Consider the following 20,685-nt stretch of genomic DNA (forward strand, 5'->3'; position numbering starts at 1 on the left):
CATTAATATTTTTCAGGCAGTGCGGTAAGGTTAAGCAGTCGTCCTTTTTCCACCACAATATATTGACCTTTTTTCAGGTCGGAGAGGATTTTGATAATGGTGCTACGTGCGAGGTTAGTGTATTCCTGAATGTAATCATAAACGTTAATATCACGTTGCTGATGAACAGTCAGATCGTTAATCTCATATAAAAATTCACGAACAACAGAATACGCACTGCGGGCAACCAGAACATCATCACGTTTGCTCATCAGGCATATGTACCAGGACAGGACTTTAGTCAGGTCAGGCCACAGATTTTTTTCGGTCATCAACTGGGCGAAGACCTCTTTCTTGATCGAGCGAACGACCGTATTCGTCCGGACAAGGCCGTACATATGGGTGGCGTTGTAATACATTGACGACAGACCGAAAAGGCATTGCCCGGTGACGGTGAACATGCACAGTTCGTCAGATTCACGTCGAAATTCAACTTCGCCGCTGACGATGACATGAATGTACCCGGAATCAGAAGTGGAAATTTTCTGCCATTTCTTTAACGTTTTTTCTTCAACGCCTGCGGTTGCAGAAATAATTCTTTCCATTTCATATTGTGGACGTAATTTTTTTCCATAGATGCTTAACATTGTTATACCCGATTCAAGATGTGATTTTTTAAAATAAGATGGCCGCGGCGTTAACGCCGAACCATAAATTTTTACCTGATGAAAATTTCAAGAATAAAAATAAAAGAGTAAAGTTTTTGATTAATTCGCTACATTACTTAGCGCGCTATGTGTCCATCTTAAATCGGGATAATTTTAAGTCAATTAACTAAAAATGAAATGAGTTTGTACTTAGGATTAATCTGATAGAAACCTAAGAAAATATACCCATTCGGGGGTAATCCGAAGGTTTACCCCTGCCCGTATTTCTCTAAAAGTGCTTCGGCAATCGCCATAGTTTCCACATCCGCGACGCCATTCCATAACTGCGGACGGAAATGCATCTGGAAAACCATGATGATGCGTTTTTGCTGTGCGGGCGTGCTGTTTTCTGGCACCTCGTAACCGTAGCGCGCCAGCAGATCGAGCAGTGCTGCGGTATCAACCTGCTGATAATGCGGTCGCCCGTTGATATAAAAATTCACGCGCGCCGGATCGGGCCAGGCCCCGATCCCCTGCTGCGCCAGCTCGCGCCACGGAAACAGCGGGCCAGGATCGTCTTTACGCTGCGGGGCGATATCCGAGTGTGCCACCACGTTCTGCGGTTTAATGTCGTAGCGGGCGATGATGTCTCTGGCAAGCGGGATCAGCGCCGCAATTTGCCCCGGTTCGAAGGGGGTAAAGGTTTTCACGCCATCGGTTTTCCGCCAGCCGCGGTTTTCCAGCTCAATGCCGACGGAGGTATCATTTATGCGGTTGGTGCCACGCCAGAAGCTGATGCCCGCATGCCAGGCCAGCTCGCTCTCCGGGACCAGCTGCCAGATACGCGGTTTGCCCTGCGGAGCCGGGGGCTTTGCGGGGATGAGATAGTGAGAGCTGACGTTCTTATCGGTCAGGGTCGCAAGCGAGGTGTCGAAATCGTCGGCGGTGTAGTGAATAACCAGCACTTTTATACGCGGGTAGGCCGCCTGCGCCTGATGGCGCGTATCCAGCTCGTACGCGCCTTTATCAATGATGCCCTCTTCCGAGGCGCATCCTGCCAGCAACATCGCCAGCAGGAGGGTTGAGAGCGAACGCTTCATCGACGGGTTTTCACCGCCGTGCCGCTTACGCTTACCATCAGCATGCTGGCATCTTTCCCGACCGTTTCGTAGTCGATATCAATGCCTACCACCGCATCCGCGCCCAGCGCTTTGGCCTGCTCGCCCAGCTCCTTAAACGCAATGTCACGCGCTTTACGCAGCTCTTTCTCGTACGCGCCGGAACGCCCCCCGACGATATCCCGAATGCCGGCAAAGAAATCGCGGAAAATGTTCGCGCCCAGAATCGCCTCACCGGTGACCACGCCGCAGTACTCGGTAATCGGTTGACCTTCCAGGGTTGGCGTTGTTGAAAATTGCATACTTTCTCTCCTTCTTTAGCGTTCAATGCGTTAGCGACAGCATTATCGGTTCGTTACGCTATGATTGAAAGGATAGTTAATAAATAAGGAAATCAACATGCGCTACTCTGCTTTAACGCTTTTAGTGCCATGCGCGCTGGTGCTCAGCGCCTGCACAACGCCGGTCACGCCAGCCTTTAAGGATATCGGAACCCGCAGCGGCCCTTGTATTGAGGGTGGCCCGGACGCCGTGGCGCAACAATTCTATGATTACCGTATTCAGCATCGCGGTAATGACCTGACCGCCCTGCGCCCGTACCTGAGCGATAATCTGGCGAAACTGCTCACCGACGCTTCGCGCGATCCGCAGCATAACGCCCTGCTGTCATCCGATCCGTTCTCCAGCCGCGCCACGCTGCCGGACAGCGCCGACGTTGCCAGCGCATCCACCATTCCGAATACCGACGCGCGCAATATTCCCCTGCGCGTGAAGCTAACCCAGGGGACGCAAACCTGGCAGGATGAGGTGCTGATGATCCGTGAAGGCCAGTGCTGGGCAATAGACGATGTGCGCTACATTGGCGGCAGCGTTCATGCCCCGGCTGGCACCCTTCGCCAGTCGATCGAGAACCGCTAACGTATCCGTTAAATAAACGTTAACCCCGTAAAATGTCCGGCATTTCATGCGGAATGCCGACATTTATACTCGCCCCCCTTTCCCGTCGCTATTTTGTGCTATGTTTAAGAGGAAATACGGGTTATATTTAACTTTTAACGCAGAAATATTGCATAACTATTCTGTCAACGGTACTATCTGCGGCCTCAATTGCTATAGTTTGCCTGGATGAGTAAAGACTGCCCCGATGAGTATTAAACTAAACGGCATTAACTGCTTCTACGGCGCACACCAGGCGCTGTTCGACATTACGCTGAGTTGCCCGGAGGGCGAAACGCTGGTTTTGCTCGGCCCAAGCGGCGCGGGAAAAAGCTCCCTTCTGCGTGTTCTTAATCTGCTTGAAATGCCCCGTTCGGGGACGCTGGCCATCGCCGGTAACCATTTTGACTTCGCGAAAACCCCGTCTGATAAAGCGATTCGTGAACTGCGTCAAAACGTGGGCATGGTTTTCCAGCAATACAATCTCTGGCCGCATCTGACGGTGGTGCAAAACCTGATTGAAGCCCCGTGCCGCGTGCTTGGCTTAAGCAAAGACCAGGCGATGGCGCGTGCGGAAAAGCTGCTGGAACGTCTGCGTCTGAAACCGTACAGCGACCGGTATCCTTTACATCTCTCTGGTGGTCAGCAACAGCGTGTGGCGATCGCCCGTGCGCTGATGATGGAGCCCGCGGTGCTGCTGTTTGACGAGCCGACCGCGGCGCTGGACCCGGAAATTACCGCCCAGATCGTGAGCATCATTCGTGAGCTGGCGGAAACCAACATTACCCAGGTCATCGTGACCCACGAGGTGGAAGTGGCGCGCAAAACCGCCAGCCGCGTGGTCTATATGGAAAACGGGTATATCGTTGAGCAGGGTGACGCAAGCTGCTTCACTAACCCGCAAACCGATGCCTTCAAAAACTACTTATCACACTGATGTGTTAGGGAAACTATAATGAAAAAAGTATTGATTGCCGCGCTGCTTGCTAGCGTCAGCCTTTCCGCTACCGCAGCCCAGACCATCCGTTTCGCCACTGAAGCGTCCTACCCTCCGTTTGAATCCATTGATGCGAACAACAAGATTGTTGGCTTCGACGTGGACCTGGCAAATGCCCTGTGTAAAGAGATCGACGCGACCTGTACCTTCAGCAACCAGGCGTTCGACAGCCTGATCCCAAGCCTGAAGTTCCGCCGTATCGACGCCGTAATGGCCGGTATGGACATCACTCCGGAGCGTGAAAAGCAGGTTCTGTTCACCACCCCTTACTATGACAACTCGGCGCTGTTCATCGGTCAGAAAGGTAAATACGCCTCCGTTAACCTGCTGAAAGGTAAGAAAGTCGGCGTACAGAACGGCACCACGCACCAGAAATTCATCATGGATAAGCATCCGGAAATCACCACCGTGCCGTATGACAGCTACCAGAATGCGAAGCTGGACCTGCAAAACGGTCGTATCGATGCGGTGTTCGGGGATACGGCTGTCGTGACTGAATGGCTGAAAGCGAACGACAAGCTGGCCGCCGTAGGTGACAAGGTGACCGATAAAGACTACTTCGGTACAGGTCTGGGCATTGCCGTACGTCAGGGCAACACCGAGTTGCAGCAGAAATTCAACGCTGCGCTGGAAAAAGTGAAGAAAGACGGCACCTACGAAACCATCTACAAAAAATGGTTCCAGAAGTAATTCCTGATGAATGAAATTTTTCCTTTAGCAAGCGCCGCCGGGATGACCGTCGGCCTTGCCGTTTGTGCACTGATTATCGGCCTCGTACTAGCGATGTTCTTTGCGGTGTGGGAGTCCGTTAAGTGGCGCCCTGTCGCATGGCTCGGTTCAGCGCTGGTGACTGTGCTGCGTGGACTGCCGGAAATTCTGGTGGTCCTGTTTATCTATTTCGGCTCCTCACAGCTGCTGTTAACGCTGTCGGACGGCTTCACGATTCATCTCGGCTTTGCGCAGATCCCGGTGCAGATGCAGATTGAGAACTTCGACGTCAGCCCGTTCCTGTGCGGCGTGCTTGCGCTCTCCCTGCTCTATTCAGCCTATGCGTCACAAACGCTGCGCGGCGCGCTGAAAGCGGTACCGCAGGGTCAGTGGGAATCCGGTCAGGCGCTGGGCCTGTCGAAAGCGGCGATCTTCTTCCGCCTGGTGATGCCGCAGATGTGGCGTCATGCCCTGCCAGGGCTGGGTAATCAGTGGCTGGTGCTGCTGAAAGATACCGCGCTGGTAAGCCTGATCAGCGTGAACGATTTGATGTTGCAAACCAAAAGTATCGCCACCCGTACGCAGGAGCCGTTTACCTGGTACATTGTGGCGGCGGCGATCTACCTGGTGATCACGTTGCTGAGCCAGTACGTTCTGAAGCGTATTGATCTGCGCGCAACGCGTTTTGAACGGAGACCAGGCTGATGCTGGATTATTTACCCGAACTGATGAAAGGGCTGCACACCAGCCTGACGCTGACCGTCGCGTCTATCATCGTGGCGCTGATCCTGGCGCTGATCTTCACCATCGTCCTGACGCTGAAAACGCCGGTGCTGGTGTGGATTGTCCGTGGCTACATTACGCTCTTTACCGGTACGCCGCTGCTGGTGCAGATCTTCCTGATTTACTACGGCCCGGGCCAGTTCCCGTCGTTACAGGAATATCCGGTTATCTGGCATCTGCTCTCTGAGCCATGGCTCTGCGCCCTGATTGCACTCTCCCTGAACAGCGCGGCCTATACCACGCAGTTGTTCTACGGTGCGATCCGCGCGATCCCGGAAGGCCAGTGGCAGTCCTGCGGAGCGCTGGGCATGAGCAAGAAGGATACGCTGGCGATCCTGCTGCCTTATGCCTTTAAGCGCGCGCTCTCTTCCTATTCCAACGAAGTCGTTCTGGTGTTCAAAAGTACCTCTCTGGCCTACACCATCACCCTGATGGAAGTGATGGGCCATGGACAGCTGCTGTACGGACGCACCTACGACGTAATGGTGTTCGGTGCGGCGGGTCTGGTCTATCTGGTGGTCAACGGTCTGCTGACCCTGATGATGCGTCTTATCGAGCGTAAGGCGCTGGCGTTTGAGCGCAGAAATTAATCGTCTTAATGCATAAAGCTGTTGTTACGGTGCGGATAACCTGATGGGTTATCCGCATTTTTTTTATGCATTAAATAATATTTAATCATATTTATTGCATATAAATTCATTGAGTGGCATTGTACATCCATGCCGCAGACACGGCGCATAATGACAAGACAGACGGGAGCATTACAATGAAAAAGTTAGTTCTGGCCGCATTACTCGCAACCTTCGCCGCTGGCGCATCCGCCGCCGATAAAATCAATTTCGGCGTTTCTGCCACCTATCCGCCGTTTGAATCGCTGGATGCCAGTAACCAGATCGTCGGCTTCGACATCGACCTGGCGAAAGCGCTGTGCAAGCAGATGCAGGCCGACTGCACCTTTACTAACCACGCGTTTGACAGCCTGATCCCGTCCCTGAAATTTAAAAAGTACGACGCGGTGATCTCCGGCATGGACATCACGCCAGAGCGCAGCAAGCAGGTCGCGTTCACCGACCCGTACTACGCGAACTCTGCGGTGGTGATTGCGAAGAAAGGGGCTTATAAATCTTTCGACGAGCTGAAAGGCAAGCGCATCGGCATGGAGAACGGCACTACGCACCAGAAATACCTCCAGGACAAGCATCCTGAAGTGAAAACCGTGGCCTACGACAGCTACCAGAACGCCATTATCGACCTGAAAAATGGCCGTATTGATGGCGTATTTGGCGACACCGCGGTCGTGAATGAGTGGCTGAAAACCAACCCGCAGCTGGGGACAGCGACGGAGAAAGTGACCGATCCACAGTATTTCGGCACTGGCCTCGGCATTGCGGTACGTCCGGATAACAAAGCCCTGCTTGAGAAACTGAACGGCGCGCTGAAAGCGATTAAAGCTGACGGCACATACCAGAAAATCAGCGAGCAGTGGTTCCCGCAATAACATTTTTTTTGCCGGGTGACGGCTACGCCTTACCCGGCCTACAGGGGGAGTCCCAGGCCGGGTCACCCGGCAATTTCTTAAAGCGGCACAAAGAACCTGAACCGCGCCCCGCTCACGGACTCCATCAGCCTGATCCCCCCGCCGTGCAGCTCCAGCATTCTTTTCACGATTAACAGCCCTAACCCGCCCCGGTGCTCCCGCGAGGCCTGCGGATTTAACGCTGACGGTCGCTGGAACAGATCGTCCCGTAATGCGACATCAACACCCGTTCCGCTGTCGGCCACTTCAACCTGCAACCGATCGTTCTCCTGCCATACCGCCAGACGAATGTCTCCGCCTGCTGGGGTATGGCGTATCGCATTATCCAGCAGATTCGTCACCACCCGTTCAATCATGGAAACATCGGCGAACACCTGCGGCAGCGGACCCGGCACGTCAATGTGCAGATTTAACTCACGCGTGCGGGCAGCGAGTTCAAACTTCTGCGCCACGTCGGAAATCAGTTCAGCCATGGCAAAACGCTCGCGCTGGGGCTTGATGCCGCCGTGCTCAAGACGCGCCAGCTCGAACAGCTGCTGCGACAGATGGCGTACCTTTTGCCCCTGACGCAGCGCGGTAGCGAGGTACTGCTGATGCTCCTGCGGCGACAGCGTTGCGGATTTCAGCGACAGCGTTTCCAGATAACCCAGCAGCGACGTCAGCGGGGTGCGTAAGTCGTGGGAAATGTTGGCGATAAACTCCCGGCGCTGGCGGTCGCTGTCGGCCAGCCGATCCCACTGAGAGGTGATTTTGCGCGCCAGCTCGATAAAGGTATTACGCAGGATCGCCACTTCATCCTGGCCGGCAGGCTCAAGTGGCTGGGCCGCCAGCTGCTTAATCGCGCTGATGCTGTCCTGCTCCAGCCCGGCCACGTCCAGCGTGAGCTGTTTAACCGGGCGCGTCACCCAGTACCAGAGCAGCACCCCCGCCAGCAGACCAAACAGCGCCACCAGCAGCATCGACCACAGCGCCGTACTCCAGAGCGCTTTGTGCCAGGCCATCTCCGCCAGCGCGTTGGACTCCTCCCCCTGCAAAATAATGTACAGATACCCCTTCAGCTCACCGTCCTGTCGCAGCGGGGTGGCGCTGAAGACTTTCTTATTCTGGCTTCGGGGATCGTCGCCAAACACCGGCATCACCGTCCCGCCCAGGAAATTCTGTATCGGCGCGAGGTCAATTTTTTGTCGCTTAATGTGCCCCGGCGGGGCGGCATCGGCCAGGATATCGCCATCTGGCGAGACAACATACAGCTCGACGCTGGGATTAAAGGTCATCAGCCGGTCGAACAGCGGTTTTAGGGCGCTGCGATCCACCCTGCCCTGCGCATCCAGAATCGCTTCCCGCTGCACAATCTGCTGCGCCAGCCCGCCGGAGAGCCGCTGCACCATCGCATTGCCGTACTGCATGCTACTGTAGAGCTGCACCGCACAGGCGACGGTGGCGCAGAGCAGCAGTAACGCCGTAAACAGCAGCGTCAGGCGCTGGCTCAGGCTAAAGCGACGCATCATGATCCTGCTCCGCAAATTTGTAGCCTTTGCCCCAGACGGTGCGAACGATCTCCGGCTCGGCGGCATCTTTCTCTATTTTGATGCGCAGGCGGTTAATGTGGGTGTTGACGGTGTGTTCGTAGCCTTCGTGCTGATACCCCCACACCTGCTCCAGCAGCGCCAGCCGCGAAAAGACCTCTCCGGGATGGCGGGCAAAGAAATAGAGCAGTTCAAATTCGCGCGGGGTGAGATCGACGTGTTGACCGTTAAGGCGCACGGTGCGCGCCAGCGGATCGATAGTCAGACCGTGCGCCTGAATAATGCCGTCCGTCTGCGCCTGGCCCATCGCCTGCTGACGGCGGAACAGCGCCTTAATGCGGGCAATCAGCTCCTGCACCGAGAAAGGTTTTGCCAGATAATCATCCGCCCCGGTTTCCAGGCCGGTAATACGGTCAGTTTCACTGCTGCGGGCGCTAATGATGATAATGGGCAGGTAGCGGGTCATCTGGCGGATACGGCGGCAAATCTCCAGACCATCAACATTCGGCAGCATCAGATCGAGGATCACCGCGTCCCACGGCTGTGTTTCGAGACACTGTAAGGCGTTGCCCCCGTCGGGCTCGTGGGTAATGGCGTAGCCTTCATCTTCCAGGTTAAGACGCAGGAGTGCCGCGATATCGGGGTCATCTTCTACCAGCAGGATCTGCTTCATGGGTAAGCCTTTAATCATTTGTTATGACGTAAGCTTACCTGATTTCGAGCGGGGGAAGAGTTCACATTTTGTTGAAGATTGTGCGGGGTTTATGCCGGGTGGCGGCTTCGCCTTACCCGGCCTACGCTTTGGTTAACAACGTGAGCTGACAGGCTATTTTGCCGACCAATTGAAAGCGCCACGCTGGCTTAAAACAGAGGCGGGAGTCGCATTCATGGGTTGAGCAAACAAAGCCGGGTGGCGGCTACGCCTTACCCGGCCTACTCCAGATTGTAGGCCCGGTAAGCGCAGCGCCACCGGGCGATGTTGAGGATTAGCGCGTTTTCACCAACAACGTCAGCACTTCATAATGGGCGGTATGCGGGAACATATCGAAAAGCTGAACGCGTTCAATGCGGTAGCCCGGTAGATGAGCGATATCTTTCGCCATGGTCTGCGCGTTACAGCTGGAGTAGACGATGTACTCCGGCGCCATCTGGCTCAGGTAGTCGCAGAGCGCCTGGCCGATGCCCCGGCGCGGCGGGTTTACCAGCACCAGCTCCGGCACGTTGCCCTGCCCGGTCGCGAACTGCGTGGAGTCCAGTGCCTGGAAGTGCAGATTCGTCAGCCCCAGCTCCGCGGCGGACTGTTTCGCGCAGGCAATCGCTTCGGCGGAGATCTCAATGCCGGTAAGCTGCATGTCTGGCGTGGCACAGTGCAGGCCAAAGCCGCCGACGCCGCAGAACAGATCCCACATGTGATGAACCTGTAACGCACGCACCCAGTCGCGCGCGGTGGCGTACAGCGCGCTGGCGACGGTGGGGTTAGTCTGGAAGAAGCTTTGCGGACGGATCCACAGCGGCACGCCGTTGAAGTTTTCAGCCAGCGCGTGCTGGTCGGTGAAGAAGATCTCTTTCTCCCCTTCCATGATCGCCATATGCACCGGCTGAATATTTGCGGTGATAACCTTGAGCTGCGGAAGCTGTTCCTGCAACCCCGGAAGCGCCGCGCGCAACTGCTCCAGCTTGGTTTCCGAACGCAGCACAAAGCGCAGCATCATTCCGCCGTCGATTTGGCTTTCGGTCAGCAGAAGGTATTTCAGCTCGCCGCGCCTGCGGGCAACGTTATAGGGCGTTAACCCCGCCCGGGCGATAAACGGTTTCAGCGCGCTAAACACCGGCTCAAACGAGGCGGGATACAGCGGACAGCCGGTGAGATCTTCCGGCGTGCCGTCGCGGTGCAGCATCCCCAGCAGCGGCTTTTCAACGCTGCCGCTGACCACCATTTTGGCTTTATTGCGAAAGCCCTGCTCCGGGCCGCTGACGGGTGCGCACCACTCGCCCACCGCGTGTGCTGCCAGCAGCTGTTGCAGGTCGACCATTTTGGCGGTGAGTTGTTGAGAGACCGGCTGTTCTATCCACTGACAGGAGCGGCAGCGTCCGGCGTCGTAGAGTGCGCACTGCATATGAAAACCTTAAGAAACACGAGGGCTGCGATTATACACATTATTGCAGGCGGAAGAACCGCCGACTGGAAGCCGGGAGATAAAGCAGGCAGAGCACCAGCATATCCGGCAGTTTTTGCATCACCAGTGAATGGAAAATCTCGCGTCGCGACTCACCGGGTATGCTGAACAGCTCCGGATAGCCATAGCCCAGCGAGGCGGCCCACAGGTAGCTGGCGGCGGTGATCTGCGTCAGCAGATACAGCCAGCGCGCCCAGTTGCGGCCTTTCACCAGCGAGAACGCACAGTAGATCTCAATAAACACCAGCATCAGGCTGCTGAGAAACACCAGCGTCAGATTCCACGTCTGCGCGCTGCGGTGAATAAATTCCCCCATTCCGCGCGGACCCAGCGTGTTCATTATCATCAGCACATCCAGGCAGCGGATCATAATAATGGCGAGCGCCGCCACCTGCACCAGTGCAGGGACGTTCGGACGAGCGTGCGAATGACGTGTTTTTTGTAAGAATCCCAATGTTTTTACTTCCCTGAAAAACAGTGCCGCGTCATACGCGGCACATCACTGGAAATAGTAATTCCTTCAGCCGCGTCTTGCACGCTGGATATCGCGCACACGCTGTTTTTCCGCGCGCGCCATCAAATACCAGGCGATAAATCCGACAATTCCGACCACGCCAAGGATGATTGACGCCAGGGCGTTAATCTCCGGATTCACCCCCATCCGCACGCTGGAGAAGACCAGCATCGGCAGTGTCGTCGCGCCCGGTCCCGACACAAAGCTGGCGATAACCAGATCGTCGAGCGAGAGCGTGAACGCCAGCAGCCAGCCGGAGATCACCGCTGGCATAATCATCGGCAGCGTGATGATGAAAAAGACCTTCAGCGGCGTTGCGCCGAGATCCATCGCCGCCTCTTCAATGGAGCGATCCAGCTCGCGCAGCCGCGAGGATATCACCACCGCCACATACGCCGTACAGAAGGTGACGTGCGCCAGCCAGATGGTGAGCATCCCGCGATCTGCTGGCCAGCCGATGGCGTGCGCCAGCGCGACAAACAGCAGCAGCAACGACAGGCCGGTGATCACGTCCGGCATGACCAGCGGGGCGGTGATCATAAACGCGAAACCATTTGCCCCGCGGAAACGGCCAAAGCGCACCATCACCAGCGCGGCAATCGTGCCCAGCACGCAGGCCATCGTCGCCGCCAGCGCCGCAATGGTCAGGCTCAGCCCCACCGCGCTCATCATCGCATCATCGTGGAACAGCTCGCTGTACCAGCGCGTCGACCAACCCGCCCAGACGGTGACCAGCTTAGAGCTGTTGAACGAGTAGATCACCAGCATCAGCATCGGCGCATACAGGAAGGTAAAGCCGATAATCAGGATCGCAATTCGCCACGGGGAGCGTACTACCGGTAAGTTGTTCATCCGTGGTCTCCCATCTGTTTCTGCTGATGTTTATGGAACCACATGATCGGCACGATCAGCAGCAGTAACATGACGATCGCCACCGCCGAGGCCACCGGCCAGTCGCGGTTATTGAAGAACTCCTGCCACAGCACGCGGCCAATCATGATACTGTCCGGGCCGCCGAGCAGTTCCGGGATCACAAACTCCCCGACCGCCGGGATAAACACCAGCATCGATCCGGCGATGATCCCGCCTTTGGTGAGGGGCACAATGACGCTGAAAAAAGTCTTCAACGGGCGTGCGCCGAGATCCAGCGAGGCTTCCACCAGCGAGTAATCAATACGCGTCAGCGCCGTATAGATCGGCAGCACCATAAACGGCAGATAGGCATAGACAATCCCGATATACACCGCAAGGTTGGTGTGCAGGATCGTCAGCGGCTGGTCGATGACCCCAAGCCACAGCAGGAAGTTATTCAGTATGCCGTTATTCTTCAGGATCCCCATCCACGCGTACACGCGGATCAGGAACGACGTCCACGACGGTAAAATAACCAACAGCAGTAAAATATTTCGCGTCGACGGCTTGCTGTGCGCCACTGCCCACGCCAGCGGGTAGCCCATCAACAAACAGCAGATCGTTGAAATAGCCGCAACCTGTAACGACTGCAAATAGGCTTCGAAATAGAGCGGATCGTCGGTCAGTTGCAGGAAATTACCGAGGTTTACGGTCAGCGTCAGCTGGCCGTCGGCCCACTCCCACAGATCGGTATACGGTGGGATCGCCCGCGCCATCTCCGCCAGGCTGATCTTAAAGACGATCAGGAACGGCAGCAGAAACAGCAGGATCAGCCAGATATAGGGCATGGCGATGACCAGCTTGCGGCCATGCGCCATCTGCATGCGCGCTAGCCAGAGCGCGAAACCGCCCGGTTTTTTGACGCGGGCTGGAGGTTCAAGTGTGCTCATGACCGCTCCTTATACCGTCAGGACTACGCAACTGTCCGCATCCCAGCACAGGCTCACTTCGTCGCCCCAGGTTGGCTGTCCCTTGCGATAACGATGTTCGTTCTGTAACTGGGCGCTGAGCATCTGGCCGCTTTTCAGGCGCACATGGTAAATCGACAGATCGCCGAGATAGGCAATGTGTACCACTTCGCCCACGGCAAAGTTATAGCCATCGGCGGGCGGCTCATCGCAAAGCATGATTTTTTCCGGGCGCAGGGCAACGTAAACCGGCACGTTGTCCACCACGGAGTTATCAGAATCAACCTTCAGCGGGTGCACCAGCCCCGGCGATTCAATCACCAGACCGTCTTCCTGGCGTTCCTTCAGCAGCCCTTCGAAGACGTTCACCGAGCCGATGAACTCCGCGCTGTAGCGGGTTGTCGGGTGTTCGTAAATCTCTTCCGGCTCGCCGATCTGCACGAACTTACCGCGATTCATGATCGCAATGCGCCCGGCCATGGTCATCGCCTCTTCCTGGTCGTGGGTCACCATCACGCAGGTCACCCCCACGCGCTCGAGGATATCCACCACTTCCAGCTGCATCCGGTCGCGCAGCTTTTTGTCCAGCGCGCCCATCGGCTCGTCGAGCAGTAATAATTTTGGACGCTTCGCCAGACTTCTTGCCAGCGCCACGCGCTGACGCTGGCCGCCGGAAAGCTGATGCGGCTTACGCTTCGCAAACTCCTGCATATGCACCAGGCTCAGCATCTCCGCCACGCGCGCGGTGATTTCGGCTTTCGGCAGCTTGTCCTGCTTCAGGCCAAAGGCGATGTTCTGCTCGACGGTCATGTGCGGGAACAGGGCATAGGACTGGAACATCATGTTAATGGGCCGCTGGTACGGCGGCACGCTGGAGAGGTCTACCCCATCCAGCACGATCTGCCCGGCGGTGGGCTGTTCAAAGCCTGCCAGCATACGCAGCAGTGTGGATTTGCCGCAGCCCGATGCGCCGAGCAAAGCAAAAATTTCACCTTTGTAGATCGTCAGGCTGACATCGTCCACGGCATGCTGGCCGTCGAAGGATTTGGTGAGGTTACGAATTTCAAGAAGCGGGGTCAGCGCTTTACGGACTTTCGCCTGCGGGCGGGGGATAGCGTCATTCACGGGGTGCTCTCCGGCATAGATCAACACTGGTGCAAACGCACCGTCAGGGTGCGCATCGCCGGGCGGCGCTAACGCTTGCCCGGCCTACGGGATCTGTCGGCCCGGTAAGCAACAGCGCCACCGGGCAACGATATCAAACGCCGTTACTTACCGCTTTTCACCTTGGTCCACGCGCGGGTACGCACACGGTCAATTTTTGGTTCCTGCACTTTCAGGGTGAACAGCTTGGCAAACACATCGGCTGGCGGATAGATCGCCGGATTATTGCGGATTTCTTCGCTCACCAGCGGCACGGAGGCCTTGTTACCGTTGGCGTAGTAGACATGGTCGCTGATGTGGGCAATCACGTCCGGACGCATCAGATAGTTGAGGAACTGATACGCTTCCTCTTTGTTTTTCGCATCAGCTGGCATCGCGAAGACGTCGAAGAATGCCAGCGCCCCCTCCTTCGGAATGAAGTAGGAAACATTCACGCCGTTTTTCGCCTCTTTCGCGCGGTTCGCCGCCTGCCAGACGTCGCCCGCCCAGCCGATGGCCACGCAGATATCCCCGTTAGCCAGGTCATTGATGTACTGAGAGGAGTGGAAGTAGCGAATATTCGGACGCAGCTTCAGGAGCAGGTCAGTCGCCGGACCGGTGTAGTCGTCGGCCTTGCTGCTGTTTGGATCTTTGCCGAGATAGTTAAGCACGGTGGCGAAAATCTCTTCCGGCGCATCGAGGAAAGAGACGCCGCAGCTTTTCAGCTTCGCGAGGTTTTCCGGCTTCAGCACCACGTCCCAGCTGTCCAGCTTGACGTCCGGGCCCAGCGCCGCTTTGACTTTATCCACGTTATAGCCAATACCGGTGGTCGCCCACAGGTAAGGCATCGCGTATTTATTCTCCGGATCGTGCTTCGCCACCAGCTTCAGCACGTCCGGATCGAGGTTTTTCCAGTTTGGTAATTTGCTCTTGTCCAGCGGCTGGAAGACACCGGCGGTCAGCTGACGCTCCAGGAAGCTTGCCGACGGCACCACCAGATCGAAACCGGTGCTGCCCGCCATCAGTTTGCCTTCCAGCACTTCGTTGGAATCGAATACGTCGTAGACAACCTTAATGCCGGTCTCTTTTTCAAAATTCGCGACGGTGTCCGGCGCAATATAGTCAGACCAGTTATAGACGTGCAGCGTTTTTTGTTCCGCAGCGAGCGTGCCGGCAGAGACGGCCATCAGAGCACCCGCAACCAGACCCGATAACCATTTTTTATTCAAGGCGATCATATTGTTATTCCTTCTGAAAGTTCGTTAACAAACGAACCAAATCTGTGCAGCCTGAAGATATGCAATAATCATGCATAGTTTGTCGCTCTGCCCGAAATAAAATACCCCCCTCATTCCGGCAGGTTCCGCTCGCTTTTTTAAGCACCGCAAGAATAACTGTAGCCCGTGTCTCCGGCTATAGCCCAGACGAAAAAACGCCTTTTATCAATTTTTTATGCAGATTATGTCTACGTGATAAGCCGAAACGGCCGGAGAGGAGGTGAAAAACTCTTTAAAGAAAGGTTAAAAGCAGCAGAAAAAACGGTGTTATGCAGCCGCTCTGGCAGCGACTGCGCAAAAGTCAGACAGGCTTAGTGGAGAAAATTGGGAGATGCATCATTATTCTCGGCGTCATCTTCCGCGCTATACAGCAGGTGATGTGCGTTGGCTTCCATCATTACCATGGAAATTTGCTCTTCGCTCAGGCGCATAAACCAGGCGAACTGCTTGAAGGAGAGCCCCGCGCCGGAGAATAAAGACTGGCAAACCACCAGCTTTGGCAGATTATCATCCTGTATGTCGAGAAACGCTTTCACCGTCAAAGAACTGGCGTTGATCGCTGACAGATCAGAGGCCAGCGCCAGCAGCGCTGAAGGCTTTACTTCGGCCAGCGCGGAGAAAAGGATCACGTCGTTGATCAGATCGATTTTGGCATCGAAAATGCCGTCGAAATTTTGCATGTGAGGCAGATGCAGCGCCTGGCAGGAGTCGCATTCAAAGAAAGTAATACCGGCATCATCGAGCCATTGACGTAACGTATCCAGTGTAGGTACGACCTGTAAATCCATCGCTGTGCAGCCTCTTAAATAAAAACGTTGTCCAGCTTACGCAAAAAGTGCGCGCCGATCCATTTAACCGCCCGTTTTCAGGCAAAATCCCGGCGTCGCATGGCGTTCAATCCATGCGATCATTTTACCTGCAATATCGACGCCTGTGGTTTTTTCCACCCCTTCCAGCCCCGGCGAGGCGTTGACTTCCATCACCAGCGGCCCGCGCCCGGCACGCAGCAGATCGACCCCCGCCACGTCCAGGCCTAGCGTCTGCGCCGCTTTCACCGCAATCTCGCGCTCGCGCTCGCTGATAAGGGCCACCCGCGCGATACCGCCGCGGTGCAGGTTAGAGCGGAAGTCGCCCTCTTTCGCCTGCCGCTCTATGGCGGCCACCACTTCATCGCCCACTACAAAGCAGCGGATGTCGCACCCGTTGGCCTCTTTAATATACTCCTGCACCAGAATATGGGCATTCAGACCGCGAAACGCGTCAATCACGCTTTCCGCCGCCTGACGCGTCTCCGCCAGTACCACCCCAATACCCTGCGTGCCTTCCACCAGCTTAATGACCAGCGGCGCACCGCCCACCATGTCGATTAAATCGCTGGTATCGTCCGGGGAGTGGGCAATCCCGGTGACGGGCAGATCGATCCCCTGGCGCGCCAGCAGTTGCAGCGAGCGCAGCTTATCGCGGGCGCGGGAGATCGCCACGGACTCGTTGAGCGGATAGCTACCCAGCATTTCAAACTGGCGCAGCGCAGCCGTACCGTAATAGGTAATCTGGGAGCCAATGCGGGGAATTACCGCATCAAAATGCGGGAGTTTGCGGCCTTTGTAATGAATCGACGACGCCGCAGGGTCGATGTTCATATAGCAGGACATCGGATCGAGGATCTCAACCTGATGTCCGCGTTTCGCCGCCGCTTCTCGCAGGCGTTTACATGAATAGAGCGTTCCATCCCGGGACAATATGGCAATTTTCACCCTGCACCTCTCTAAAGACATGGTAAAAGCCTGCCTATCATACACGAGGCGCAGGAGGAATGGACTACCGCGTTGCCCAGCCCTGTTTGTGCAGGTAGTCGAGAATGAACGGGCGGTTCTCTTTGATGATGGTGCGACGAATATGGTCGCTCCAGGTGTCGCGGCGGTTGTTGCTGTCGCGCGTCAGATAGTAGTTCGCCAGCTCTTCATCGTATTGATGCAGAACGTCCTGGTCGACCGGCTGGTAGTGGTTTTCATGCACCAGCATCGCAGCAGGAATGCGCGGCTTCAGATCCGGGTTGTCCGCCGGCCAGCCGAGGCACAGACCAAACAGCGGCAGCACGTGTTTCGGCAGCTTCAGCAGTTCCGTCACGCTTTCGATGTTGTTACGCAGCCCGCCGATATAGACGCCGCCAAGCCCCAGCGATTCCGCCGCCGTGAACGCGTTTTGCGCCATCAGCGCCGTATCCACCACGCCCAGCAGCAGCTGTTCCGCCAGCCCCAGCTCGGCCTCGGGGCAGATTTGCAGGTGACGGTTAAAATCGGCGCAGAACACCCAGAACTCAGCCGCCTGGGCAACGTGCTTTTGTCCGCCCGTCAGCGTTACCAGCTGCTCACGCATCGCCGGATCGGTAATACGGATAATGGAGCTGCACTGCAAAAAGCTGGAACTGGAGGTGCCTCTTGCGCTGTCGATGATCGCGTCCCGCTGCGCCTGGGTAATTGGTTCATCGGTGAAATGGCGAATGGAACGGTGGGAACGAAGCAGGTCAATGGTTGGCGTCATTTTGTCTCTCTTTGTGTTGCGTAAAACGTATGGCAGCCAGTATAGGCAATGATCCACCTGATGTAATTGGCGAAACATAGCCTGACTGTATCAAAGTGACAGGTGAAACCTTCTTTCCATGACGGCAGGTTATCGTGCACTATAGGCGCTATTCGCCGTCAGGCTTGTTTTTTGAGGAGAGAGAAATGTTTGCAGTAATTTTTGGTCGTCCAGGATGCCCTTACTGTGTGCGCGCGAAAGAGCTGGCAGAGAAACTGACTGAAGAGCGTGATGATTTCAACTTCCGTTATGTGGATATCCACGCGGAAGGCATCACTAAAGCCGATCTGGAAAAAACCGTGGGTAAACCGGTTGAAACCGTGCCGCAGATCTTCCTCGATCAGAAACACATCGGCGGCTGCACCGATTTTGAAGCCTACGCCAAAGAACACCTGGGCCTGTTTGCGGCTCAGTAATGCGAAGACGCCCTCACCCTGAGGGCGTTTTTATTTACGGTGCTTCCGCTGTTGCAGCAGGCTGCGCGTAAATAAGAAACAGAGCGCGCCCAGCGCACACCAGAAAACGCCACTCAGTAGCCACGCCACTTCCTGCCAGACGCTTCTCGACGAGAGAAACAGCACGCGCATCAGAAGCAGACAGAGCGGGGCCGCAAGCATTGCCCCCAGCAGCGGCATCACCACCTCGCCGTTGCGCGAAAGAAAACTGGCCACTACCCCCGGCAGGATGAAAAACAACAGGCCCAGTTCGGGATGACCGGACGCTCTGAAGGCGCCTTTCACGTTAAAAGCGAGCGACATGCAAACGACCGTAAACAGCAAAAAACAGCTGATTACGCCAGCCCAGTTTCGTTTAAAGTTCAAACTATCCTCCTGACTTATCTCTATCAAATACAAAAATCGTCCGGTGGACGCCCAGTCAGATAAAGCAATGCGGCAATCCTTGCCAAAGCACGCACAGAAGTCGTGCGATAATAAGTGGCTGTCGGTAGCTATTACGATTAAACTAACCGCCTGCTAGTGTTTAGGGTATTTATCAGGAAGCAGGGAGGTGCAAAGTGATTCCCTGACTCTGAAAACAGTAGCCCAAATAGTCCTTTCATTCAACAACTTACTGGTAAACAAGAAGTTAGCCTCCGTGAATATAAACGTCGCAGACTTGTTAAATGGGAATTACATCCTGTTATTATTTGTGGTACTGGCGCTGGGCCTTTGTCTGGGTAAATTACGCCTGGGTTCAGTTCAACTTGGTAATTCCATTGGCGTTTTAGTCGTCTCCCTGTTATTAGGTCAACAACATTTCAGTATTAACACGGACGCGCTTAACTTAGGTTTCATGCTGTTTATTTTTTGCGTAGGCGTGGAAGCCGGTCCGAACTTTTTTTCCATTTTCTTCCGAGACGGCAAAAATTACCTGATGCTGGCGCTGGTGATGGTCGGCAGCGCCCTGCTGATTGCGTTAGGGTTGGGCAAACTGTTTGGCTGGGACATCGGCTTAACGGCCGGTATGCTGGCAGGCTCGATGACCTCCACGCCGGTGCTTGTTGGCGCGGGGGATACGCTTCGTCATTCTGGCATGGCAGGCACGCCGCTTTCCTCCGCGCTGGACAACCTGAGCCTGGGCTATGCCCTGACCTATCTGATTGGTCTGGTGAGCCTGATTGTGGGCGCGCGCTATCTGCCAAAGCTTCAGCATCAGGATCTCCAGACCAGCGCCCAGACCATCGCCCGCGAGCGCGGCCTGGACACGGACTCCAAACGTAAAGTTTACCTGCCGGTGATCCGCGCCTATCGCGTCGGGCCGGAGCTGGTTGCCTGGACCGACGGGAAAAACCTGCGCGAGCTGGGGATCTACCGTCAGACCGGCTGCTACATCGAACGTATTCGTCGTAACGGCATTCTGGCAAACCCGGACGGTGACGCGGTGCTCCAGATGGGCGATGACATCGCCCTTGTTGGCTACCCGGACGCCCACGCGCGTCTCGATCCGAGCTTCCGCAACGGGAAAGAGGTGTTTGACCGCGACCTGCTGGACATGCGTATCGTCACCGAAGAGATTGTGGTGAAAAACCACAACGCCGTGGGCCGCCGTCTGGCACAGTTGAAGCTGACCGACCACGGCTGTTTCCTCAACCGCGTGATCCGCAGCCAGATAGAAATGCCTATCGACGATAACGTGGTGCTCAATAAAGGCGATGTGTTGCAGGTCAGCGGCGATGCCCGACGGGTTAAAACCGTTGCCGACCGTATCGGCTTTATCTCGATCCACAGCCAGGTGACGGACCTGTTAGCCTTCTGCGCCTTCTTCATTGTCGGCCTGATGATCGGGATGATCACCTTCCAGTTCAGCAACTTTAGCTTCGGCATCGGTAACGCTGCCGGTCTGCTGTTCGCCGGGATCATGCTGGGCTTCCTGCGAGCGAACCATCCCACCTTCGGCTATATCCCTCAGGGGGCGCTGAACATGGTGAAAGAGTTCGGTCTGATGGTCTTTATGGCGGGTGTCGGCTTAAGCGCCGGGAGCGGCATTGGCAACGGCCTGGGCGCGGTCGGCTGGCAAATGTTGGTTTCCGGACTTATCGTCAGCCTGGTACCGGTAGTGATCTGCTTCCTGTTCGGCGCCTACGTGCTGCGCATGAACCGCGCCCTGCTCTTCGGCGCGATGATGGGCGCGCGCACCTGCGCACCTGCGATGGAGATCATCAGCGACACCGCGCGCAGCAATATCCCGGCGCTGGGCTATGCAGGTACGTACGCGATCGCCAACGTGCTGCTGACGCTGGCAGGTACGCTGATCATCATCATCTGGCCAGGACTCGGATAAATCTCAAGTTTGCGTGTGGCGCAAAAAATTTTCGTTACGCGCAGAACTTTTTACGCAGGGTGCAGTCATAACTAGTGCCACTGCTTTTCTTTGATGTCCCCAATTTGTGGAGCCCATCAACCCCGCCGTTTTGGTTCAAGGTTGATGGGTTTTTTGTTGCCT

Annotated in this window: 23 protein-coding genes; 8 read left to right on the forward strand and 15 right to left on the reverse strand. The window is 55.9% G+C overall.

Annotated features, from left to right (window positions below; all coding sequences use genetic code 11):
• Positions 1-2: 2 nt before the first annotated feature.
• From RHN82_RS02405 to RHN82_RS02415, 3 genes are all read right to left on the reverse strand, one after another.
• Complete coding sequence (locus RHN82_RS02405; protein WP_048981977.1) at positions 3-626, reverse strand: helix-turn-helix domain-containing protein; 624 nt, start codon at positions 624-626, stop codon at positions 3-5.
• Positions 627-895: 269 nt separating this feature from the next.
• A complete protein-coding gene (locus tag RHN82_RS02410) occupies positions 896-1,726 on the reverse strand; it encodes an N-acetylmuramoyl-L-alanine amidase (RefSeq protein ID WP_047051786.1) in 831 nt (276 codons plus the stop codon).
• A complete protein-coding gene (locus RHN82_RS02415; RefSeq protein ID WP_003858361.1) occupies positions 1,723-2,046 on the reverse strand; it encodes a heavy metal-binding domain-containing protein in 324 nt (107 codons plus the stop codon). The genes RHN82_RS02410 and RHN82_RS02415 overlap by 4 nt, the downstream gene beginning before the upstream one ends.
• 97 nt (positions 2,047-2,143) lie before the next feature.
• Between RHN82_RS02415 and RHN82_RS02420 the strand changes: the two genes are divergently transcribed.
• The 6 genes from RHN82_RS02420 (at position 2,144) to artJ (ending at position 6,666) form a co-directional block, all read left to right on the forward strand.
• Entirely contained in the window at positions 2,144-2,662 is a 519-nt protein-coding gene (locus tag RHN82_RS02420) for a lipoprotein (RefSeq protein ID WP_015571007.1), read from the forward strand.
• 226 nt (positions 2,663-2,888) lie between these two features.
• Entirely contained in the window at positions 2,889-3,617 is a 729-nt protein-coding gene (artP, locus tag RHN82_RS02425; RefSeq protein WP_006809439.1) for an arginine ABC transporter ATP-binding protein ArtP, read from the forward strand.
• An 18-nt stretch (positions 3,618-3,635) separates the two neighbouring features.
• A complete protein-coding gene (artI, locus tag RHN82_RS02430) occupies positions 3,636-4,367 on the forward strand; it encodes an arginine ABC transporter substrate-binding protein ArtI (RefSeq protein ID WP_047051785.1) in 732 nt (243 codons plus the stop codon).
• Positions 4,368-4,373: 6 nt separating this feature from the next.
• The gene (gene artQ / locus RHN82_RS02435; protein WP_047051784.1) at positions 4,374-5,090 is read left to right on the forward strand and encodes an arginine ABC transporter permease ArtQ; all 717 of its coding nucleotides are present in this window, start codon (positions 4,374-4,376) and stop codon (positions 5,088-5,090) included.
• Complete coding sequence (gene artM, locus RHN82_RS02440; protein ID WP_003858369.1) at positions 5,090-5,758, forward strand: arginine ABC transporter permease ArtM; 669 nt, start codon at positions 5,090-5,092, stop codon at positions 5,756-5,758. Before artQ ends, artM begins: the two co-directional genes overlap by 1 nt.
• Before the next feature lie 176 nt (positions 5,759-5,934).
• Entirely contained in the window at positions 5,935-6,666 is a 732-nt protein-coding gene (gene artJ, locus RHN82_RS02445; protein WP_015571008.1) for an arginine ABC transporter substrate-binding protein ArtJ, read from the forward strand.
• A gap of 77 nt (positions 6,667-6,743) precedes the next feature.
• Here the strand turns inward: artJ and RHN82_RS02450 are convergent, their stop codons facing one another.
• The 11 genes from RHN82_RS02450 to nfsA form a co-directional block, all read right to left on the reverse strand.
• Positions 6,744-8,213 carry a sensor histidine kinase KdpD gene (locus tag RHN82_RS02450; protein WP_047051783.1) on the reverse strand — a complete coding sequence of 490 codons (1,470 nt, stop codon included), beginning with the start codon at positions 8,211-8,213 and terminating at the stop codon, positions 6,744-6,746.
• Entirely contained in the window at positions 8,197-8,904 is a 708-nt protein-coding gene (locus RHN82_RS02455) for a response regulator transcription factor (RefSeq protein ID WP_063160367.1), read from the reverse strand. The genes RHN82_RS02450 and RHN82_RS02455 overlap by 17 nt, the downstream gene beginning before the upstream one ends.
• 313 nt (positions 8,905-9,217) lie before the next feature.
• Positions 9,218-10,348 carry a 23S rRNA (uracil(747)-C(5))-methyltransferase RlmC gene (gene rlmC / locus RHN82_RS02460; protein ID WP_047051780.1) on the reverse strand — a complete coding sequence of 377 codons (1,131 nt, stop codon included), beginning with the start codon at positions 10,346-10,348 and terminating at the stop codon, positions 9,218-9,220.
• 40 nt (positions 10,349-10,388) lie between these two features.
• Positions 10,389-10,886: a YbjO family protein gene (locus RHN82_RS02465; protein ID WP_100245272.1), complete on the reverse strand. Its 498-nt coding sequence runs from the start codon at positions 10,884-10,886 to the stop codon at positions 10,389-10,391.
• A 42-nt stretch (positions 10,887-10,928) separates the two neighbouring features.
• On the reverse strand, positions 10,929-11,774 hold the full coding sequence (potI, locus tag RHN82_RS02470) for a putrescine ABC transporter permease PotI (RefSeq protein WP_003858378.1): 846 nt from the start codon (positions 11,772-11,774) through the stop codon (positions 10,929-10,931).
• Complete coding sequence (potH, locus tag RHN82_RS02475) at positions 11,771-12,724, reverse strand: putrescine ABC transporter permease PotH (protein ID WP_017384875.1); 954 nt, start codon at positions 12,722-12,724, stop codon at positions 11,771-11,773. The genes potI and potH overlap by 4 nt, the downstream gene beginning before the upstream one ends.
• Before the next feature lie 9 nt (positions 12,725-12,733).
• Positions 12,734-13,867 (reverse strand): putrescine ABC transporter ATP-binding subunit PotG, encoded by a 1,134-nt coding sequence (gene potG / locus RHN82_RS02480; protein ID WP_006809449.1) that lies wholly within the window; start codon positions 13,865-13,867, stop codon positions 12,734-12,736.
• A 143-nt stretch (positions 13,868-14,010) separates the two neighbouring features.
• Complete coding sequence (potF, locus tag RHN82_RS02485) at positions 14,011-15,123, reverse strand: spermidine/putrescine ABC transporter substrate-binding protein PotF (protein ID WP_047051778.1); 1,113 nt, start codon at positions 15,121-15,123, stop codon at positions 14,011-14,013.
• Positions 15,124-15,473: 350 nt separating this feature from the next.
• A complete protein-coding gene (locus tag RHN82_RS02490) occupies positions 15,474-15,950 on the reverse strand; it encodes a YbjN domain-containing protein (protein WP_003858385.1) in 477 nt (158 codons plus the stop codon).
• 63 nt (positions 15,951-16,013) lie between these two features.
• On the reverse strand, positions 16,014-16,916 hold the full coding sequence (rimK, locus tag RHN82_RS02495; protein WP_017384877.1) for a 30S ribosomal protein S6--L-glutamate ligase: 903 nt from the start codon (positions 16,914-16,916) through the stop codon (positions 16,014-16,016).
• A gap of 64 nt (positions 16,917-16,980) precedes the next feature.
• The gene (nfsA, locus tag RHN82_RS02500) at positions 16,981-17,703 is read right to left on the reverse strand and encodes a nitroreductase NfsA (protein ID WP_003858388.1); all 723 of its coding nucleotides are present in this window, start codon (positions 17,701-17,703) and stop codon (positions 16,981-16,983) included.
• A 185-nt stretch (positions 17,704-17,888) separates the two neighbouring features.
• On the opposite strand from nfsA, the gene RHN82_RS02505 reads away from it, so the two are divergent.
• Positions 17,889-18,158, forward strand: a complete 270-nt coding sequence (locus RHN82_RS02505; protein ID WP_006809455.1) for a GrxA family glutaredoxin — start codon at positions 17,889-17,891, stop codon at positions 18,156-18,158.
• A gap of 30 nt (positions 18,159-18,188) precedes the next feature.
• Here the strand turns inward: RHN82_RS02505 and RHN82_RS02510 are convergent, their stop codons facing one another.
• Positions 18,189-18,563, reverse strand: coding sequence for an inner membrane protein YbjM (locus tag RHN82_RS02510; protein ID WP_047051777.1), 375 nt, complete (start codon positions 18,561-18,563; stop codon positions 18,189-18,191).
• 274 nt (positions 18,564-18,837) lie between these two features.
• Here RHN82_RS02510 and RHN82_RS02515 point away from each other — a divergent pair, with 274 nt between their 5' ends.
• A complete protein-coding gene (locus RHN82_RS02515; protein ID WP_032610193.1) occupies positions 18,838-20,523 on the forward strand; it encodes an aspartate:alanine antiporter in 1,686 nt (561 codons plus the stop codon).
• Positions 20,524-20,685: the final 162 nt, after the last annotated feature.

The organism is Enterobacter cloacae complex sp. EB5 (assembly GCF_031432835.1).
In the GTDB taxonomy this organism is placed as follows: Bacteria; Pseudomonadota; Gammaproteobacteria; order Enterobacterales; family Enterobacteriaceae; genus Enterobacter; species Enterobacter hormaechei_C.

What these genes read in the sequence shown, in the direction of transcription:
- rlmC (WP_047051780.1), bottom strand. Translation starts at nt 10,348, where the DNA reads ATGCAGTGCGCACTCTACGACGCCGGACGCTGCCGCTCCTGTCAGTGG.
- artP (WP_006809439.1), top strand. Translation starts at nt 2,889, where the DNA reads ATGAGTATTAAACTAAACGGCATTAACTGCTTCTACGGCGCACACCAG.
- artM (WP_003858369.1), top strand. Translation starts at nt 5,090, where the DNA reads ATGCTGGATTATTTACCCGAACTGATGAAAGGGCTGCACACCAGCCTG.
- RHN82_RS02410 (WP_047051786.1), bottom strand. Translation starts at nt 1,726, where the DNA reads ATGAAGCGTTCGCTCTCAACCCTCCTGCTGGCGATGTTGCTGGCAGGA.
- nfsA (WP_003858388.1), bottom strand. Translation starts at nt 17,703, where the DNA reads ATGACGCCAACCATTGACCTGCTTCGTTCCCACCGTTCCATTCGCCAT.
- artI (WP_047051785.1), top strand. Translation starts at nt 3,636, where the DNA reads ATGAAAAAAGTATTGATTGCCGCGCTGCTTGCTAGCGTCAGCCTTTCC.
- artQ (WP_047051784.1), top strand. Translation starts at nt 4,374, where the DNA reads ATGAATGAAATTTTTCCTTTAGCAAGCGCCGCCGGGATGACCGTCGGC.
- RHN82_RS02490 (WP_003858385.1), bottom strand. Translation starts at nt 15,950, where the DNA reads ATGGATTTACAGGTCGTACCTACACTGGATACGTTACGTCAATGGCTC.
- RHN82_RS02405 (WP_048981977.1), bottom strand. Translation starts at nt 626, where the DNA reads ATGTTAAGCATCTATGGAAAAAAATTACGTCCACAATATGAAATGGAA.
- RHN82_RS02420 (WP_015571007.1), top strand. Translation starts at nt 2,144, where the DNA reads ATGCGCTACTCTGCTTTAACGCTTTTAGTGCCATGCGCGCTGGTGCTC.
- RHN82_RS02455 (WP_063160367.1), bottom strand. Translation starts at nt 8,904, where the DNA reads ATGAAGCAGATCCTGCTGGTAGAAGATGACCCCGATATCGCGGCACTC.
- potI (WP_003858378.1), bottom strand. Translation starts at nt 11,774, where the DNA reads ATGAACAACTTACCGGTAGTACGCTCCCCGTGGCGAATTGCGATCCTG.
- RHN82_RS02415 (WP_003858361.1), bottom strand. Translation starts at nt 2,046, where the DNA reads ATGCAATTTTCAACAACGCCAACCCTGGAAGGTCAACCGATTACCGAG.
- potF (WP_047051778.1), bottom strand. Translation starts at nt 15,123, where the DNA reads ATGATCGCCTTGAATAAAAAATGGTTATCGGGTCTGGTTGCGGGTGCT.
- RHN82_RS02505 (WP_006809455.1), top strand. Translation starts at nt 17,889, where the DNA reads ATGTTTGCAGTAATTTTTGGTCGTCCAGGATGCCCTTACTGTGTGCGC.
- RHN82_RS02450 (WP_047051783.1), bottom strand. Translation starts at nt 8,213, where the DNA reads ATGATGCGTCGCTTTAGCCTGAGCCAGCGCCTGACGCTGCTGTTTACG.
- potH (WP_017384875.1), bottom strand. Translation starts at nt 12,724, where the DNA reads ATGAGCACACTTGAACCTCCAGCCCGCGTCAAAAAACCGGGCGGTTTC.
- artJ (WP_015571008.1), top strand. Translation starts at nt 5,935, where the DNA reads ATGAAAAAGTTAGTTCTGGCCGCATTACTCGCAACCTTCGCCGCTGGC.